The organism is Aeromicrobium panaciterrae, assembly GCF_031457275.1.
Lineage (GTDB): Bacteria > Actinomycetota > Actinomycetes > Propionibacteriales > Nocardioidaceae > Aeromicrobium > Aeromicrobium panaciterrae_A.
In genome coordinates this window covers 2,491,719-2,510,198 of record NZ_JAVDWH010000001.1, presented here as the reverse complement: position 1 = coordinate 2,510,198, position 18,480 = coordinate 2,491,719, and the positions used below count along the sequence as shown (strand labels likewise).

The following is an 18,480-nucleotide window of genomic DNA, read 5'->3' as shown; positions in this document are numbered from 1 at the left end:
CCATGTCCGAACGCATGGTCGGGGCGCTGCTGGTCGCGTTGTCCTCGGCCGCGTTCGGATCGATGGCGATCTTCGGAGTCTGGGCGCAGGACGACGGCACGAGCACGCCCGCGCTGATCTTCGTACGCTTCACGGCTGCCGCGCTGATCCTCATCGTATTCATGCGCGTACGGGGTATTGCACTCCCTTCGCTGCGAGACTGCCTGCCGGTCGCCGCCATGGGCGGGATCGGCTACGTCGGGCAGGCCTATTGCTACTTCCTCGCGCTCGAGCATGCGCAGGCCAGCCTGGTCGCGCTGCTGCTCTACCTGTTCCCAGCGTTCGTCGCGATCCTCGCCGCAGTGTTCCTGCACGAACGCATCGGGCTCGTGACGGCGCTGGCGCTGGCGCTGGCCCTCGCGGGCACGTTCCTCGTCGTCGGCGGAGGCACGGGCAAACCGCTCGGCATCGCGCTGGGTATCGGCGCCGCAGTCATCTATTCGATCTACATCACGGTGGGCTCGGTGGTCACCCGTGGACTGGACGCGATCGCGGTCTCGACGGTGGTCTGCGTTGCCGCCGCATTCGTCTCGGGCGTGATCGTCGCGGTCCTCGCCGGGGCAGGTCGCCCAGCCTCGTTCCCAGAGTCTGCGAAAGGCTGGTCGTCGTTGACGGCCATTGCGCTGGTGTGCACCGTGATGGCGATCTTCGCGTTCTTCGCCGGACTGCGTCTCCTTGGTCCGACCTCGACGTCAGTCCTGTCGACGCTCGAGCCTGTCGTCACCGTTGGGTTGGCGACCTGGTTGCTCTCGGAGTCGCTCTCGACCGTCCAGGCGATCGGCGCCGCGCTCGTGCTTGCTGCAGTCGTCTGGCTGGCACTCAGCCAGCGCCCCGCACCGTCTGAAGCCCCACCGGTCTAGCGGACGGTCAAGGCTGGCTCTCGCGGAGCTCGGCGAGCTTTTGGTCGACGCCCTCCGGACCGAGAGCGTGTGCTGCCACCAGATTGCGGATCGCTGCCGTGAGAAGGCGAGCCTCGACCTCTTCGGTGTAAAGGTTGGACTGACGCCGCAATGCAGTACCGGCGATGAGCGCAACGATTGCCCCGGCGAGCTCACCTGGAGCATCGATGCCAACGCGAGAGAGCACGGAGCCCGCCAAGGACTCGAATGCCTGCATGGCGCGAGTCGCCTGGTCACGCAGCTCGGGCTGACGGGATGCTGCAAGGAAAATCGACAGTTCCAGCGCGGCCACTTCCGGCCCGCGGGTGGCGAAGACCATCGAGATGAACCCGGCCGCGTCGTCCAGGCTGACATCGACGTCGATGTCGACCTTGGACAGCGCTTCGAGGTCGGCAGTCCACTGGTCGATGTGCGCCCCAAGCGCTTCGCGAATGAGTTCGTCAATCGACTCGAAATAGTACGTCGTGGTTGCCGACGGCAGCCCGGCGCGCAACGAGACCGCGCGGTGCGTAATGGCACGTGACCCGCCCTCTGCGAACAGCTCGATCGCCGCGTTGAGGAGCTCATCGCGTCGCAGACGGCTGCGCTCCTGCGAGAGCTGCGCGCGAGTTGGCATGAACGATCCTTCGAAGTGCGGGAGAGTGCTGGGGGAAGTCTATGTGCCGCGGCATGGCGGTCCCCGACCCGTCACGATCAGAGACGGCCGTCGTGAAAGACTCGTGCCGTGACGGCACAGATCCTCGACGGCAAGGCGGCTGCGACCGCAATCAAGGCTGAGCTCCGCGAGCGCGTGAGCGCGCTTGCGACCAAGGGGGTCGTTCCCGGGCTCGGCACGATCTTGGTCGGCGACGATCCGGGCAGCCAGTGGTACGTCGCGGGCAAGCACAAGGACTGCGCCGAGGTCGGCATCAACTCGATCCGCATCGACCTTCCCGCGTCGGCGACACAGGCCGATGTCGAGGCGGCTGTCGACCAGCTCAACGCCGATCCGGCATGTACGGGCTACATCGTGCAGTTGCCGCTGCCCAAGGGCCTCGACGAGAACGCTGTCATTGGACGCATCGACCCGGCCAAGGACGCTGACGGTCTGCACCCGACCAACCTCGGCTGGCTCGTGCTCGGCAAGGAAGCGCCGCTGCCCTGCACTCCGCGCGGCATCATTGAACTTCTCCGTCGCAACGACGTGGCGATCGCCGGCAAGCACGTGGTGGTCGTCGGACGCGGCATCACTGTGGGTCGGCCCATGGGTCTGCTGCTGACGCGTCGCAGCGAGAACGCCACGGTCACCCTGTGCCATACGGGTACGAGTGACCTCGGTGCGGAAGTTCGACGTGCTGACATCGTGATCGCCGCCGCAGGCGTGCCGGGGATCATCTCCGCAGACATGGTCAAGCCCGGCGCCGCCCTGCTTGATGTGGGTGTCAGTCGGGACGAGAACGGCATCGTCGGTGACGTCGATCCGGCTGCGTACGAAATTGCGGGCTGGATCTCACCCAACCCAGGCGGAGTCGGTCCGATGACTCGCGCAATGCTCCTGTCCAATGTCGTCGACAGGGCCGAGGGGCTCAACCCGTGAAGGGTCCGCGCAGTCGCGGTTCACAGTTCTATCTGCTGCAGCTTCTCGCTGTCGTGAGCGGACTGGCGTTGGTCGTAGCTGGACCGTGGAGGGCGGGCGTCGCTGTTGTGGGTGGAGCGTTCATCGTCGGAGCCATCGCGCGATCGGTTGTACCGGTGAGCCATACAGGCATGCTGCGCGTTCGCGGCAAGGCATTCGACATGCTCTGGATGACCTTGCTCGGCGTCGCACTCGTCGTGCTGGCGCTGGTCATCCCCGACCAGCCAGGCTGAACATGACACTGCCCCACCTCCGAGACGGAGATGGGGCAGCGTTCGAAGTCTGCGAGCCTCAGATCAGGCCGAGCTCCTTGACCGCGTCGCGCTCTTCGATGAGCTCGGCGGCGGTCGCGTCCATACGAGCGCGGGAGAAGTCGTCGATCTCCAGACCCTGGACGATCGACCAGTCGCCGCCCGTGGTCGTGACGGGGAACGAGTAGATCAGACCCTCGGGAATGCCGTACGAACCGTCGGACACGACCGCCATCGACGCCCAGTCGCCTTCGGGCGTACCGAACAGCCAGTCGTGAGCTGCGTCGATCGTGGCCGAAGCAGCGGAAGCTGCCGAGGACGAACCGCGTGCCTCGATGATTGCGGCACCACGCTTGGCGACGGTCGGGATGAAGTCGTTCTCAATCCAGGCCTGGTCGTTGACGGTCTCGGCGGCGTTCTTGCCGCCAACCTCGGCGTGGAAGATGTCGGGGTACTGGGTGGCCGAGTGGTTGCCCCAGATCGTCATCTTCTTGATGTCGGTCACGCTGGCGCCGGTCTTGGCAGCGAGCTGCGAGATGGCGCGGTTGTGGTCGAGGCGAGTCAGGGCGCTGAAACGCTCCTTGGGGATGTCAGGTGCGTTGGTCATTGCGATGAGTGCGTTGGTGTTGGCCGGGTTGCCGGTGACACCAATGCGTACGTCGCTTGCCGCGACCTTGTTGAGTGCCTTGCCCTGGGCCGTGAAGATCGCGCCGTTGGCTTCGAGCAGATCGCCGCGCTCCATGCCCGGTCCGCGGGGACGGGCGCCGACGAGCAGGGCGAGGTTGACGCCGTCGAAGATCTTCTCGGCGTCGTCGCCGATCTCGACGCCAGCAAGAGTCGGGAACGCGCAGTCATCGAGTTCCATGACGACGCCCTCGAGCGCCTTGAGGGCCGGGGTGATCTCGAGCAGCTGGAGCTGGATCGGGGTGTCGGGCCCGAGCAGTGAACCGCTCGCGAGGCGGAACAGCAGGCTGTAGCCGATCTGACCGGCAGCTCCGGTGACGGCGACCTTGACGGGGGTTGTGCTCACGAATGTGCTCCTTGATGCATGGGGGACTCATCCGAAACTAACCCACTGCGACTGCAGGAATGTGCTCGGGTCGGACGAATGTGCGTGTCTAATCTTGAATCGTTCCAGAAAAGGTGCTTGCATGTGGTCATGCAGACCGTCGAAGACCCCGTGGAGTTGTTGCGGGGTGCCGGCATGCGTGTCACTCGCCCTCGGGTCGCAGTGATCTCGGCACTCGCGCTGGCTCCTCACTCTGAGGTCGATCGGATCGCCGCCGACGTACGCACCGAGCTTGGGGGAGTGTCGACCCAAGCGATCTATGACGTGTTGCGGGCCCTGACCGATGTCGGACTCGCTCGGCGGATCGAGCCTGCTGGTTCGCCCGCGCTGTTCGAGCTGCGCGTCGGCGATAACCATCACCACGTCGTCTGCCGCCAGTGTGGTGCCGTCGCTGACGTCGACTGCGCCCACGGCAGCGCCCCCTGTTTGACCGCATCTGACGACCACGGCTTCACGATCGACGAAGCCGAGGTCACCTACTGGGGCACCTGCCCCGAGTGCACAGCAGCTCTTGAGACATCCATTTGATCCGGAAGGAACGACATGCCTGACAATCAGGACCCCAACGCCGTCGTCGGCGAAATGAACGATGAGAACGAGGCCAAGTGTCCCGTCGCTCACGGACGAGTTCACCCGACTGAGGGTTCGTCTAACCAGGAGTGGTGGCCCAACCAGCTCAACCTCAAGATCCTGCGCAAGCACACCGATGTCGCCAACCCGATGGACGACGGCTTCGACTACACCGAGGCGTTCAACAACCTCGACCTTGACGCGCTGCGCGCTGACCTCGCGGCACTTATGACCGACTCGCAGGACTGGTGGCCCGCTGACTTCGGCCACTACGGACCGTTCTTCATCCGTATGGCCTGGCACAGCGCCGGCACCTACCGCATTCGCGACGGTCGAGGCGGCGCCGGCGCCGGTATGCAGCGCTTCGCTCCGCTCAACAGCTGGCCCGACAACGGCAACCTCGACAAGGCACGCCGCCTCCTGTGGCCGATCAAGAAGAAGTACGGCTCGGCGATCTCGTGGGCCGATCTGATGATCCTCACCGGAAATGTCGCCCTCGAGACCATGGGCTTCAAGACGTTCGGCTTCGCCGGCGGTCGTCCCGACGTGTGGGAGCCCGACGAGGACGTCTACTGGGGTCCCGAGGCTGAATGGCTCGGCGGTGACAAGGGTGGCGAAGAGCGCTACACGGGTGACCGCGAGCTCGAGAGCCCGCTCGCAGCGGTCCAGATGGGCCTGATCTACGTCAACCCCGAGGGTCCTGAAGGCAACCCCGATCCGCTCGCGTCGGCTCGCGACATCCGCGAGACGTTCAGCCGCATGGCCATGAACGACGAGGAGACCGTTGCGCTGATCGCCGGCGGTCACACGTTCGGCAAGGCGCACGGTGCAGCCGACCCCGAGCAGTACGTCGGACCCGAGCCTGAAGCAGCTCCGCTCGAAGAGCAGGGACTTGGCTGGAAGCAGTCGTTCGGCAGTGGCAAGGGCCGCGACGCCATCACCAGTGGCCTCGAGGTCACCTGGACTGCGACACCGACGACGTGGGACAACACGTTCTTCGAGACGCTGTTCGCGCACGAGTGGGAGCTCACCAAGAGCCCTGCCGGCGCACATCAGTGGCAGCCCAAGGACGGTGCCGCAGCGAACACGGTTCCGGATCCTCAGGACGGCTCGCTGTCGCGTCCGCCGACGATGCTGACCTCGGACCTCGCGCTGCGTTTTGATCCGATCTACGAGCCGATCTCGCGCCGCTTCCTGGAGAACCCGGATCAGCTCGCCGATGCGTTCGCTCGTGCTTGGTACAAGCTGACGCACCGCGACATGGGTCCGATCCAGCGCTACCTCGGTCCTCTGGTCCCGCAGGAAGAACTGCTCTGGCAGGACCCGCTCCCCGCTGCGACTGGCGAAGGGATCACGGCCGGTGACATCGCGTACCTCAAGGGGCAGCTCATCGCATCCGGGCTGACGGTCTCGCAGCTCGTGTCGACCGCGTGGGCCTCGGCCTCGTCGTTCCGCAGCAGCGACAAGCGTGGCGGCGCCAACGGAGCGCGCATCCGGCTCGAGCCGCAAAACAGCTGGGAGGTCAACAACCCGGACCAGCTGGCGACCGTGCTGCGCACCCTCGAGAGCGTTCAGCAGGCGTTCAGCGCGGGCACCAAGCATGTCTCGCTCGCTGACCTCATCGTGCTCGGTGGTGCAGCGGCGATTGAGAAGGCGGCCGCGGACGCAGGTCACGATGTCGTGGTCCCGTTCACTCCGGGTCGTACGGATGCAACTCAGGAGCAGACCGACGTCGAGTCGTTCGCCGCTCTGGAGCCGGTCGCCGACGGATTCCGCAACTACCTCGGCAAGGGGCAGCGCCTGCCGGCGGAATACCTGCTGATCGACAAGGCCAACCTGCTTGGCCTCAGCGCACCTGAGCTGACTGTCCTCGTCGGCGGCCTCCGTGTCCTCGACACCAACTACGACAGCTCCTCGACGGGTGTCCTCACCGACAAGCCGGGATCTTTGACGAACGACTACTTCGCCAACCTCCTCGACCTCGGTACGACGTGGACAGCCGCAGCGGCCGACTCGTCGACGTACGAGGCGCGCGACGACTCGGGCGCCGTGAAGTGGACCGGAAGTCGTGCCGACCTCGTGTTCGGCTCGAACTCCGAGCTGCGCGCAATCGCTGAGGTCTACGCGAGCGACGACGCCAAGGGCAAGTTCGTCACGGACTTCGTGGCTGCCTGGGCGAAGGTCATGGACCTCGACCGCTACGACGTCTAAGACACATACGAAAGGCCCGGTCGCGATGACCGGGCCTTTCGTACGTTCGGGTGTCTAGCGCTTGCCTTCGATCTCGACGCCAGAGCGCGCACCGCCGGTGAGCAGCGTGTAGACGATGCCGCCGACGATGCCGCCGACAATCGGCGCCACGATGAACGCCCACAGCTGTTCGATGCTGTCGCCGCCAGCCAACAGGGCGGGACCGAGTGAGCGGGCCGGGTTGACCGAGGTGTTGTCGACCGGGATCGTCACGAGGTGAATGAGCGTCAGCGCCAGGCCGATCGCGATGGGTGCAAATCCGTCAGGCGTACGTCCGGATGTCACGGCGAGGATGATGAACACGAACAACGCCGTGAAGATGACTTCGGTGGTCAACACAGACAGCAGCGAGTAGCCGCTGAGCACGTCACCCCATCCATTCGACGCTGATGCGAACGACGACTTGCGGTCGAAGTCGGCATTGCCCGAAGCGATCGCCCAGATCGCGAGGACGCCCAGCACTCCACCGACGACTTGAGCAGCGACGTAGAGCAAGACGTTGCTCCACTCGAATCGCTTCGCGGCTGCGAGGCCGACCGTGACTGCTGGGTTGAAGTGGCCGCCTGAGATGGGTCCGACGGCGAACGCCATGGTCAGGACCGTGAGGCCAAACGCAAGTGCGACGCCGTGAGCGCCGATTGCCTTGCCGGCGATGATCGCGCTGCCGACACCGCCGAGCACAAGGACGAACGTGCCGAGCGCCTCTGCAGCGAGCCGAGATGACATCGGGGTGGTTGTAGCCATGATGAGACTCCTCCACTAGGGGGTCGCCCCCTGCGACCATTTCGAGTCTAGGACTGGAAAGCTCTGCGAGAAGGTTCCGTCAGGTGTGTCGACATCCGTGAGATATCTTGATGTCAAACGAATTTTTCTGCGCCGAGGAGGCTGGCCCTATGGCCAAGATCATCTACACCCACACCGACGAAGCGCCGTTGCTGGCCACGTACTCGTTTCTCCCCGTCATCGAGGCGTATGCCTCGACTGCCGGCGTTCAGGTCGAGACCCGCGACATTTCGCTGGCTGGCCGCATCATTGCCCTGTTCGGAGATCGTCTGACGCCGGAGCAGCAGATTGGCGACGCGCTGTCTGAGCTGGGAGACCTCGCGAAGACGCCCGAGGCCAACATCATCAAGCTGCCCAACATCAGCGCCTCGGTCCCGCAGCTCGAGTCCGCGATCGCTGAGCTCCAGAGCCAGGGCTACGCACTGCCTGACTACCCGGACAACCCGCAGACAGACGAGGACAAGGAAGTCCGCGCGCGCTACGACAAGGTCAAGGGCAGCGCCGTCAACCCGGTCCTCCGTGAAGGCAACTCCGATCGCCGCGCACCTGCATCGGTGAAGAACTTTGCCAAGGCTCACCCACACTCGATGGGTGCCTGGACCGCCGACTCCAAGACGAACGTCGCCACGATGGACGCTGATGACTTCCGCGACAACGAGAAGTCAGTCGTGCTTGAGGCCGACGACGCTCTGACAATTCAGCTCGTGGGCGCTGACGGAACCACGACAGTTCTCAAGGAAGCGTTCCCCGTTCTCGCTGGCGAGATCGTTGACGGCACCGTCATGAGCGCTGCCGCTCTCGACACGTTCCTGGCCGCGCAGGTCGAGCGCGCCCGTGCCGATGGAGTTCTTTTCTCGGTCCACCTCAAGGCCACGATGATGAAGGTCTCGGACCCGGTCATCTTCGGTCACGTCGTGAAGGCGTTCCTGCCCGACGTATTCGCCCAGTACGGCGACGACCTCGCGGCTGCTGGCCTGAGCCCGAGCAACGGCCTCGGTTCGATCATCGCCGGTCTCGACGAGCTCCCCAACGGTGCTGAGATCAAGGCCGCGATCGACGCTGGCATTGCTGCCGGACCGCCGCTCGCGATGGTCGACTCCGACAAGGGGATCACCAACCTCCACGTCCCCAGCGACGTCATCGTCGATGCCTCGATGCCCGCCATGATCCGCACGTCGGGCCACATGTGGGGCCCCGACGGCGCTGAGGCTGACACGCTCGCCGTCATCCCCGACAGCTCCTACGCCGGCATTTACCAGGTCGTCATCGACGACTGCCGCGCCAACGGCGCGTACGACCCCACGACGATGGGATCCGTGCCGAACGTCGGCCTCATGGCGCAGGCGGCCGAGGAGTACGGCAGCCACGACAAGACCTTCGAGGTCCCAGCAGCGGGAACGGTGCAACTCGTCAACCGCGCTGGCGACGTACTGATCGAGCACGCTGTGGAGCAGGGTGACATCTGGCGCGCCTGCCAGACCAAGGACGTGCCGATCCGTGACTGGGTCAAGCTCGCCGTGACCCGTGCGCGTGCGTCCAACACCCCCGCGGTGTTCTGGCTCGACTCGTCACGTGCCCACGACACGAATCTGATCGCAAAGATCAATGCCTACCTGCCCGAACACGACACTGAGGGCCTGCAGATCGAGATCATGTCGCCGATCGAGGCGACGCAGTTCTCGGTTGACCGCATCCGCAAGGGTGAGGACACCATCTCGGTGACCGGCAACGTGCTTCGTGACTACAACACCGACCTGTTCCCGATCCTGGAGCTCGGCACGAGCGCCAAGATGCTCTCGATCGTCCCGCTCATCAACGGCGGCGGACTCTTCGAGACTGGCGCTGGCGGCTCCGCACCGAAGCACGTGCAGCAACTCGTCAAGGAGAACTACCTGCGCTGGGACAGCCTCGGTGAGTTCCTCGCGCTGGCATCCAGCTTCGAGCACATGGCTACGACGACCGGCAACGCGCGTGCACAGATTCTTGCTGACACGCTCGACCGGGCGACCGGGACGTTCCTCAACGAGAACAAGTCACCCGGCCGCAAGTTGGGCACGATCGACAACCGCGGCAGCCACTTCTACCTCGCCTTCTACTGGGCGCAGGAGCTGGCCAAGCAGACCGAGGATGCCGAGCTCGCAGCGGGCTTTGCGGCCATCGCTGGCGCACTGGAGTCGAACGAGCAGAAGATTGTCGACGAGTTGCTGGCCGTACAGGGAGCGCCTGCTGACATTGGCGGCTACTTCCGACCGGACGATGCCAAGACGAACGCCGTGATGCGCCCGTCGGGCACGTTCACCGGCATCCTCAAGGACCTGGTCGACCGTCTCGGCTGACGCCTAGGCGCGTAGCTGCTTCTCCGACGGGGTCCAACCTCGGGCGCGCGCTTTGAGGCGCACGTCCCCGAGTAGTGACGTGAGCGAGGAGGCGACCAGGTCGACGGCCTGAGTCGCTTCCTTGCCTACGTCGGCAATGAGGTTGACCACGACCTCGCCAGAATCGAGCTGGGCCCAGCCCCCGACTACCTCGCCGTTGGACCAGACAGTGGGTCCGGCGTTGCCGTTGATGTCGAACAGCTGCTCACGGTGGGGACCAAGGTAGAAGTCGCGGTGCTTCCAGCCCATGACCGTCGGATCGAGCGCCGGGAGCAGTGCCACCCATGGCTCGTCATCAGTGGCTCGCTCTTCGTCGCCTGGAAGGACGTATCCAACCTGTCCGTCGAGATCGACCTCGACGACTTCACAGCGAGCCAGCGCGGCACGCGTACGCGCCTTGGTCCAGCCAGCCCACCACGCGAGGTCGTCCTCGGTTGCCGGTCCGTAAGACGCGAGCCAGCGTCGGGCAAGCTCGGCGGCGGCATCGTCGACAGTCAGATCTGCCACGGCCTCGGGTGACCAGTTGTCGAGAGTGCTCCAGCGGAACTGAGTTGAGGTCCACGTGCCACGTGGCTTGGCCCGGATGATCTCGCCCTCAGCCGACATCAGCGTGAGGATGCGACTCGCAACCGCCGTAGATGTCTCGTACTTCGTGCCGGGAGCGATGACCAGACGAGTCGCGAGGCGCTCGTCGACCTTGCCGAGCTCGGCACTGGTGATCTCGCCCGCCGCGGCAACTGCCGCGACGGCAACGCGCTCGACCTCCCGGAGCCAGGTGGAAGGGTCGTCCGTGACCTCTGCCTCAGAAAGCATCTTCTCGAGCAGTCGCCGCTGATCGCGGGCGACAGTGTCGGCTGCTCCGGCATGGCACGCAGCGACGAAATCGACAGGGACAGCGAAGACGGTGCGCCTCATGGCGAGCACTCGTACGAGTGACCGGTCGTCGTACAGCGCCTTCTCGATGTCGACGATCGAACCATCATTCATCCGGGCCAAGGCGGCAAGGAACGTCGTGGCGGGATCGGTGCCGTGGAGGGCGACGACGCTGCGCGCAGCGCCAACGGGATCGGCCGCCCGATGGGCCGGCGAGAGTGCGTGACGTTGGCCGAGACGTACGCGGCGCTCGGCAGCGGTGAAAGTTCGCACGGCTCAGCCTCGCACGATGCTCAGACAGAACTAGGCGGGGAATAACACGCCGAGACCAGCGGCTTGAATGAACATGTGAGTACTCCCGAGATCCCCGTCAGCACCCGCCACCTCTCATTGGCCCTACTGGCGCTGGCACTGGGTGGATTTGCGATCGGTACGACCGAGTTCGTGACGATGGGACTGCTTCCGGACATCGCCGAAGGTATCGACGAGTCGATCCCCACGACGGGTCATCTGATCACTGCGTACGCCTTCGGCGTCGTGATTGGCGCTCCGGTGATCGTGTCGCTCGGTGCTCGGTTGCCCAAGAAGGAGCTGGCGATCGGGCTGATCCTGGCTCTCGGTGTCGGAAACGCTTTGACGGCTGTATCGAGTGGCTACCTGCCCGTGATGGCGGCCCGCTTCGTCGCGGGGCTGCCGCATGGCGCCTATTTCGGCGTCGCCTCGCTACTGGCCGCGTCGCTCGTACGTCCGGAGTACCGCGGTCGCGCTGTCAGTTCCGTGATGCTCGGCCTGTCGGTCGCCCTGGTCGCTGGCGTTCCAGTCTCGAACTTGCTTGGTCAACAGCTCGGCTGGCGTAGCGCCTACTGGGCCGTCCTCGCGATCGCAGCGCTTGCTGCGGCGATGATCGTCGCCTTCGTGCCGCACTCGCCGGCCAATCTCGACGCGACGCTCCGCGGCGAACTCGCGGCACTCAAGCGCCCGCAGGTCTTGTTTGCTGTGGCGGCAGGGCTGGTCGGATTCGGTGGTCTGTTCGCGATGTACAGCTACATCGCTCCGATCGTCACGGATGTCACCGATCTGTCACGTGGGTGGATCAATGTCTTCCTGCTGGTCTTCGGCGTCGGGTCGGTGTTCGGTTCGTGGGCTGCGGGCGTACTGGCCGACTGGGACATCGAACGATCTGTCCTGGGTGGGTTTGCTGCGACGGTCGTGGTGCTCGCCGCGTTCTACTTCGCGGCCGGTGCCACCGTGCCCGCGCTCGTACTGGTCTTCTTCGTAGGCAGCCTTGGCTCGGTCGTCGCGATCAACCTGCAGATGCGACTGATGGACGCCGCCGGTGATGCGCAGATGCTGGGCGCGGCGCTCAATCACTCGGCACTCAACATCGCCAACGGGCTGGGCGCCTGGCTCGGCGGAGTGGTCATCTCCGCAGGTCACGGCTATCGCGCTACCAGCCTCGTCGGTATTGGTCTTGCCGCAGCGGGACTCGCGGTCTTCGCCATCGGCCTGGCGACCGATCGACGTTCAGCTCACAACTCGGTCAGCGCCGACCTTCACGCGTAGCCACACTCGGTCGCCTTCGTGCAGGCCGAGAGTGGTCGCTTCGGAACGTGTGACAACCACCTGGATCGGCGTCTTGTCGCCCTCTTCGGGAGTGACCTCGAGGCGGATCTCGAAGCCAACGCGAGTCCAGCGGGTGATGGTTCCGACCGCAGCGGCAGCCTGCTCGTAGCGCGAGATCTCGATGTCGTGCGGACGTACGAGCGTGCCACCCAATGTCGTGACTGGCCCGAGGAATGACAGGACGAAGTCGCTGGCGGGACGGTCGTACAGGTCGTCAGGCGTGCCGATCTGCTCGATGCGCCCCTCGTTGATGATGACCAGACTGTCAGCGACCTCGAGGGCCTCCTCCTGATCGTGGGTCACGAACACAGTCGTCACGTGCATCTCGTCGTGCAGTCGACGTAGCCAGTCGCGCAGTTCCTTGCGGACCTTGGCGTCGAGGGCGCCGAACGGCTCGTCAAGCAGGAGCACCGTCGGCTCGATTGCCAGGGCGCGGGCGAGGGCCATGCGCTGACGCTGACCACCGGAGAGCTGGGACGGCAGGCGCTGCGACCACTGCTCGAGGTGCACGAGCTCAAGGAGTTCCTGAACGCGCTTCTTCACCTCGTCCTTGGGGCGCTTGCGGATCTCAAGGCCGAACGCGACGTTCTTGGCGACGGTCATGTGCTTGAAGGCCGCGTAGTGCTGGAACACGAAGCCGACGTTGCGCTTCTGGACCGGCAGCGCCGTCGCGTTGGTGCCTTCGATCTCGATCGTGCCGGTGTCGGCTTCCTCGAGTCCCGCGATGATGCGGAGGAGGGTCGTCTTGCCTCCACCGCTCGGTCCGAGCAGTGCAGTGAGGCCACCCGTGGGGATGGTGAGGTTGATGTCGTCGAGGGCAACGAAGTCGCCGAAGCGCTTCGTCACGTTCGAAACCACAATGCTCATGCTGAGTCCTTCGGGTATGCGTGACGCTGGCCGCGGGCGCGCAAAATGTAGACGACGATGATGCTGACCACTGAGACGCTGGCCAGCAGGAATGCGATGGCGTACGCGCCCTCTTGATCAAAGTTGAGGTACTTCTCCTCGACCGCGAGGGTGGCGGTACGAGTCTCGCCGAGCACGTTGCCCGACACGACCTTGACGGCGCCGAACTCGCCGAGCGAACGCGCCAACGTGAGAACGACTCCGTAGATGACGGCCCATTTGATGCCGGGCAAGGTAACTCGCCAGAAGGTCTGCCAGGCGTTAGCTCCCAAGCTGCGGGCTGCTTGATCCTGCTCGATGCCGATCTCTTCGAGCACGGGCACAACCTCGCGGATGACGAGGGGGAGAGCGACGAACGCCGTGGCGAGAATGATGCCGGGCGTCGAGAAGATGATTTGCAGACCCCAACTGTCGAGAGTCGGCCCAAACCAGCCGTCTCTTCCGCCGTAGACCAGCACGAGGGCCAGGCCCACCACGATGGGCGAGACCGAGAGCGGCAGGTCGAGCAAGGCGCTGAACAGGCGCTTGCCGGGGAACTCGTTACGCACGAGGAGGAGCGAGACGCCGACGCCGAACACAGTGTTTATTGCCGTGGCAATGATTGCGGCGATCGCACTGAGCTGGAGAGCGGAGACGAGATCAGGGTCGCTGAAGATGGCGTTGAGTGCGTCGAAGCCGTGCTCGAACGTGTTGCTGACGACCAACGACACTGGCCAGGCCACCAGCAGGAACAGGTAGACAATGACCAGGACCCGTACGACGTACATGACGGGTCCGCGCTTGTTGCGTGTCAGTTTCGAGTCAGCCACGGTTCGCGATCCTTCGCTGGAGGACATCGAGGATCACGATGACAAGAAGCGAGATGACCAGCAGCAGCGTGGCGATCGAGGCCGCACCAGCGGGATTGTCGTTCTCGATCGCGCCCAGGATGCGTACGGATGCCACTTCCGACTTGAACGGCAAGTTGCCCGAGAGTAGGACGAGTGATCCGTACTCGCCCACTCCGCGAGCAAAGGAGAGCGCTGCTCCGGCTGCGATGGCCGGTGCAAGGCTCGGCAGGATGATGCGGCGGAACGTAGTGAAGCGGCTCGCGCCCAGAGCGGCAGCGGCCTCCTCAACCTCGAGATCCAGCTCTTCCAGGACGGGCTGCACCATGCGCACGACGAACGGCAGGGTCACGAACAGGAACGCCAGATAGACCGATGCGCCGTTGTTCGCGACGTTGATGCCCAGGGGACTGTCGTTGCCGTAGAGCGACAGTAGGACCAGGCCAGCCACGATGGTCGGAAGCGCGAATGGGATGTCGATGACGAGCTCAAGGAGCGCCTTGCCGAAGAACCTGTCTCGTACGAGCACCCAGGCGATCGCCGTACCGGCAAAGACGTTCACCACGGTCACGACCGCAGCTGCCAGAAGCGTCAGCTTGATCGCGTGAGCCGTCTGCTCGTTGGTGATGGTGCGCCAGAAGTTGGCCCAGCCTCCCTCGGAGGCTGTGACGATCACAGCGGTGAGCGGTATCAGGACGAGCAGGCTGAACCACAGCATCGCGATGCCGAGGCCAATTCCAGATCCCTTTGTCAGGGTGCTCGAGAAGACCGGCCGGGAGAGTCCCGGCCGGTCCTTCGTCGAGTTTTCACTCACAGTTGCCATACCTTCTTGGTGCTGAGTCGTCCTAGTTACTGAGTTGCCTTGCCGGACTTCTCGATGGCGATGGTGACGATGCCCTTGGGCTTGCCATCCGTGCCATCACCGAACAGGCGATCCTTGACGCCTGCCCAGCCACCGAAGTCCTTGTCGAGAGTAAGCAGGTGGCTCACCTTCGGGAAGGGGTTGCTCTCATCCTTGGCACCCTTGACCTTGCCACCGAAGTCGACATCGTCACGGATGGGGCGGAATCCCTTGAGGGCGAACTGCTTCTGACCAGCATCGCTGATCACGAACTTCAGCCAGTCCTCAGTCACCGGAGAGGCAGCCTTGGTGACGGCGCCCGGGTTCTCGATGAGGATCGTGGTCTCAGGCGTGACGTACTCGAAGCCCTGACCGTTCTGAGCAGCGAGGATGGCCTCGTTCTCGTAGGCGAGCAGTACGTCACCGGTGCCGCCGAGGAACGACGTCGTGGCGTCACGACCGCTGTTGGTCAGCGAGACGACGTTCTTGAAGAGCTTGGTGATGAACTTGGTTGCATCGGCGTCCGAGCCACCGTTCTGGGTGATGTGGCCCCATGCCGCGAGCGCGTTCCAGCGAGCAGCACCCGACGAAGCGGGGTTGGCCGTCACGATCTCGACGCCAGGTTTGACCAGGTCGTCCCAGCCCTTGATGTTCTTGGGGTTGCCCTCACGAACACCGAGAACGACGATCGAGCGCGAGACGATGCCCTTGTTCTCGCCCTTGTCCCAGGTCTCGTCAACGAGTCCGGCCTTCACGAGGCGGTCAACGTCGGTGCCTACCGAGAAGTGGACGTAGTCGGCCTTGAGACCGCCTTCGACGGCACGACTCTGGTCGCCCGAGGCGCCGTATGAAGTCTTGAACGTGACGCCCTTGCCGGCGTCGGTCTTGTTGAACTCGGTGGCAATCGCCTTGTTGGCGGCCTCGGGTACTGCGAATCCGACGATGTTGATGGTACTTGCGGAGCCAGCGTCAGATCCGCCACCGCAGGCTGCCAGCACCGCTGCGCTGAGAGCTAGTGCGGTCGCTACGCGGATGATCTTCATGTTCCTGCCTCTGGTCAGGCACGCCACGGCGCGTGCTCTGGGCATCAAGTTAGGGCGATCCGGCGCCTCGAAATACCAATCTCACTATTTGGTATTGCATGCCAGATGCTGAGATTCTTCGCTAAGAACCGGGTCAGGCGAAGACGACAGTACGCGGACCGTTCATGAGGACGCGCGACTCCGCATGCAGCTTGACTGCTCGCGAGAGCGTCTGCGCCTCCACGTCGCGACCAACGCGCGCAAGATCTGCTGCAGACATCCGGTGGTCGACGCGCATCACACCCTGATCGATGATCGGGCCTTCATCGAGTTCGGCAGTGACGTAGTGTGCCGTCGCGCCGATCAGCTTGACGCCGCGATCGTGTGCCTGCTGATAGGGGCGGGCGCCTTTGAAGCTTGGAAGGAAACTGTGGTGGATGTTGATCGCTCGGCCATCGAGCGCTCGGCACGTCTCATCCGACAGGATCTGCATGTAGCGAGCGAGCACGACTAGGTCGATCGAGAGCTCGTCGACCAGCTCGAGCAGGCGAGCCTCGCTGGTTGCTTTGTCGTCGGTGGGTACGTGATGGAACGGGACCTCGTACGCCGCGGCGAGCCGCTCAAGGTCGCGATGATTGGAGACGATCGCCGGGATCTCGATGCCGAGAGATCCGGCGCTCTGCCGGTAGAGCAGGTCGTTGAGGCAGTGTCCTTCTCGGGAGACGAGCACCAGAGTCCTGGCCGGAGTCTCAGCGATGACCAGCCGGAAGTTCATCTGATGCTCCGTGGCCACCTTCGCGAAATGCTCGCTTAGACCTTCCGGTGCAGGATCGTCCGGCATCGTGAAATGGACACGCAGGAAGAACTCGTTGTCACTGGTGTCGGAGAACTGTTGGCTGTCGAGGATGTTGCCGCCAGCCTCCGCGATCCACCGCGTGACCGCGAAGACGAGCCCGGGGCGGTCCGGGCAGGAAAGCGTGAGTACATAGGTCGGAGTCATGAGGTCGTTAGTCAACTATGACTGCGGGCGCCGTGGCGACCGCTGGCTTTCCGCCGTGGCCGGCGTGGGTCGGGCGCTGGAAGAACAGCACCAACACGATGCCGATTGCGAACGCCAGGACCGGCAACAACAGTGACTGGGCCATGGCATCGGAGAATGGACCCTGCACAGCTGCAGGCATGGCTTGGTCGGTCGACTGGAATGCCTCCGACGAACCCGGCAGGCCGTTGGCGGTGAGTCGGGCCTGGATGATTGCTGCGATCGCGGCACTGCCCAACACGGCACCCACCTGTCGAGTCGTGTTGTAGACGCCGGCGCCGGCGCCGGCCGAGCTCATCGGAAGGTTGCGCGTAGCGGTCGCTCCGAGCGGAGCCCACAGACATGCGTTGGAGACTCCGAACAGCGCCATCGGCAGGATCAACTGCCACACGGGGGAGTCGGGGGAGATCACTCGTGAGAGCCAAAACATCGCAACGGCTGCGGTGCCGAATCCGACGAGCGTGATGCCGCGGGGATGGACGCGGTCGACGAGCTTGCCGACGAACGGAGCCAGCAGCATCAGCACGATTGCCATCGGCGCCATCAGGAACGCGGATTCGGTCGGGGTCCAGCCGCGGACTCCCTGCGCGTAGAAGAAGAACGGGAGTGACATCGCGGTGATGGCGAGCGAGACCAATGCGATCCCGGCGTTGCCGAGTGAGAAGTTGCGATCCCGAAAAAGGCCGAGGGGTACGAGAGGTTCCGTCCTGATGCGGCTCTGCCACCACAGGAATCCGGCGACGACGAGAAGTCCGACGATGATCAGCGCGGGGACCGAGAGGATCCCGTCGATCGTGCCCCAGTCGTAGCGTTCACCCTCCTGGATGCCGAACACCAGCAGGAACATGCCGACCGCGCTGAGCCCAACTCCGACCCAGTCGAAGCTGTGTGAATGAGTGGCGAGAGTTGGTACGAGACGCCACGCCAGGACGAAGGCGACGATGCCGACGGGCACGTTGATGAAGAAGATCCACTCCCAGCCAAGGGTGTCGACCAGGACGCCGCCGAGAATCGGACCGACGAGGGTGGCGACACCAGCCGTCGCTCCCCAGAGCGCCATCGCGCTGCCGCGATTGGCGGGCGCGAACGTACGGGTGATGACCGCCATGGTCTGCGGCGTCATCAAGGAGGCGCCAACACCTTGTACGACGCGAGCGACGATGAGCATCTCGATGCTGCCGGTCAGACCGCACCACAAGGACGCCACGGTGAAGATCGTGAGCCCGATCAGATAGACGTTTTTGGGACCGAAACGGTCGCCGAGCCGACCTGTGACCAGCAGTGGCACGGCGTAGGCCAGCAGGTAGGCGCTGGTCACCCAGATCACGGTGCTGACGTCCGACTCGAGCTCGCGCGCGATGGCGGGAGTCGCGACGGACACGATGGTGTTGTCGACCAGGATCATGAAGAAGCCGATGACCATGGCCCAGAGTGCCGGCCAGGGCTTGTAGTCAGCGGGCAGGTCATTCTGAGTGCTCATACCCGCAACTCTAGGTCG

17 protein-coding genes are annotated in these 18,480 nt (G+C 64.4%); 7 read left to right on the top strand and 10 right to left on the bottom strand.

The genetic code is table 11. The features are described from left to right. Positions 1-2: 2 nt before the first annotated feature. Positions 3-899 (top strand): DMT family transporter, encoded by an 897-nt coding sequence (locus J2X11_RS12820; protein WP_309971649.1) that lies wholly within the window; start codon positions 3-5, stop codon positions 897-899. Between the two features lie 7 nt (positions 900-906). Here the strand turns inward: J2X11_RS12820 and J2X11_RS12815 are convergent, their stop codons facing one another. Then, positions 907-1,554: a TetR/AcrR family transcriptional regulator gene (locus J2X11_RS12815; RefSeq protein WP_309971647.1), complete on the bottom strand. Its 648-nt coding sequence runs from the start codon at positions 1,552-1,554 to the stop codon at positions 907-909. A 108-nt stretch (positions 1,555-1,662) separates the two neighbouring features. Here J2X11_RS12815 and J2X11_RS12810 point away from each other — a divergent pair, with 108 nt between their 5' ends. Next, the gene (locus J2X11_RS12810; RefSeq protein ID WP_309971645.1) at positions 1,663-2,514 is read left to right on the top strand and encodes a bifunctional methylenetetrahydrofolate dehydrogenase/methenyltetrahydrofolate cyclohydrolase; all 852 of its coding nucleotides are present in this window, start codon (positions 1,663-1,665) and stop codon (positions 2,512-2,514) included. After that, positions 2,511-2,786: a DUF3017 domain-containing protein gene (locus tag J2X11_RS12805; RefSeq protein ID WP_309971643.1), complete on the top strand. Its 276-nt coding sequence runs from the start codon at positions 2,511-2,513 to the stop codon at positions 2,784-2,786. Before J2X11_RS12810 ends, J2X11_RS12805 begins: the two co-directional genes overlap by 4 nt. Positions 2,787-2,844: 58 nt before the next feature. Here the strand turns inward: J2X11_RS12805 and J2X11_RS12800 are convergent, their stop codons facing one another. Next, entirely contained in the window at positions 2,845-3,834 is a 990-nt protein-coding gene (locus tag J2X11_RS12800; protein WP_309971641.1) for a malate dehydrogenase, read from the bottom strand. 129 nt (positions 3,835-3,963) lie between these two features. Between J2X11_RS12800 and J2X11_RS12795 the strand changes: the two genes are divergently transcribed. Together J2X11_RS12795 and katG are read left to right on the top strand one after the other, a co-directional pair. Further along, a complete protein-coding gene (locus J2X11_RS12795; RefSeq protein ID WP_309971639.1) occupies positions 3,964-4,401 on the top strand; it encodes a Fur family transcriptional regulator in 438 nt (145 codons plus the stop codon). 15 nt (positions 4,402-4,416) lie between these two features. Further along, on the top strand, positions 4,417-6,654 hold the full coding sequence (katG, locus tag J2X11_RS12790; protein WP_309971636.1) for a catalase/peroxidase HPI: 2,238 nt from the start codon (positions 4,417-4,419) through the stop codon (positions 6,652-6,654). A 54-nt stretch (positions 6,655-6,708) separates the two neighbouring features. Here the strand turns inward: katG and aqpZ are convergent, their stop codons facing one another. Further along, the gene (aqpZ, locus tag J2X11_RS12785) at positions 6,709-7,437 is read right to left on the bottom strand and encodes an aquaporin Z (RefSeq protein WP_309971634.1); all 729 of its coding nucleotides are present in this window, start codon (positions 7,435-7,437) and stop codon (positions 6,709-6,711) included. Between the two features lie 149 nt (positions 7,438-7,586). Here aqpZ and J2X11_RS12780 point away from each other — a divergent pair, with 149 nt between their 5' ends. Next, the gene (locus tag J2X11_RS12780; RefSeq protein WP_309971632.1) at positions 7,587-9,812 is read left to right on the top strand and encodes an NADP-dependent isocitrate dehydrogenase; all 2,226 of its coding nucleotides are present in this window, start codon (positions 7,587-7,589) and stop codon (positions 9,810-9,812) included. Positions 9,813-9,815: 3 nt separating this feature from the next. On the opposite strand, the gene J2X11_RS12775 is transcribed toward J2X11_RS12780, so the two are convergent. Then, a complete protein-coding gene (locus J2X11_RS12775) occupies positions 9,816-10,997 on the bottom strand; it encodes a winged helix DNA-binding domain-containing protein (RefSeq protein WP_309971629.1) in 1,182 nt (393 codons plus the stop codon). Positions 10,998-11,072: 75 nt separating this feature from the next. Here J2X11_RS12775 and J2X11_RS12770 point away from each other — a divergent pair, with 75 nt between their 5' ends. After that, a complete protein-coding gene (locus J2X11_RS12770; RefSeq protein ID WP_309971628.1) occupies positions 11,073-12,287 on the top strand; it encodes an MFS transporter in 1,215 nt (404 codons plus the stop codon). On the opposite strand, the gene J2X11_RS12765 is transcribed toward J2X11_RS12770, so the two are convergent. The 6 genes from J2X11_RS12765 to J2X11_RS12740 form a co-directional block, all read right to left on the bottom strand. After that, on the bottom strand, positions 12,249-13,214 hold the full coding sequence (locus J2X11_RS12765) for a sulfate/molybdate ABC transporter ATP-binding protein (protein ID WP_309971626.1): 966 nt from the start codon (positions 13,212-13,214) through the stop codon (positions 12,249-12,251). The two genes, J2X11_RS12770 and J2X11_RS12765, sit on opposite strands and share 39 nt — an antisense overlap. Next, entirely contained in the window at positions 13,211-14,062 is an 852-nt protein-coding gene (locus tag J2X11_RS12760) for a sulfate ABC transporter permease (RefSeq protein WP_309971624.1), read from the bottom strand. The genes J2X11_RS12765 and J2X11_RS12760 overlap by 4 nt, the downstream gene beginning before the upstream one ends. Further along, positions 14,055-14,903 (bottom strand): sulfate ABC transporter permease subunit CysT, encoded by an 849-nt coding sequence (cysT, locus tag J2X11_RS12755; RefSeq protein WP_309971622.1) that lies wholly within the window; start codon positions 14,901-14,903, stop codon positions 14,055-14,057. The genes J2X11_RS12760 and cysT overlap by 8 nt, the downstream gene beginning before the upstream one ends. A gap of 26 nt (positions 14,904-14,929) precedes the next feature. Continuing rightward, entirely contained in the window at positions 14,930-15,964 is a 1,035-nt protein-coding gene (locus tag J2X11_RS12750) for a sulfate ABC transporter substrate-binding protein (protein WP_309971620.1), read from the bottom strand. Positions 15,965-16,097: 133 nt separating this feature from the next. Beyond that, complete coding sequence (gene purU / locus J2X11_RS12745; protein WP_309971618.1) at positions 16,098-16,943, bottom strand: formyltetrahydrofolate deformylase; 846 nt, start codon at positions 16,941-16,943, stop codon at positions 16,098-16,100. Between the two features lie 7 nt (positions 16,944-16,950). After that, positions 16,951-18,462 (bottom strand): DHA2 family efflux MFS transporter permease subunit, encoded by a 1,512-nt coding sequence (locus J2X11_RS12740; protein ID WP_309971616.1) that lies wholly within the window; start codon positions 18,460-18,462, stop codon positions 16,951-16,953. Positions 18,463-18,480 lie beyond the last annotated feature (18 nt).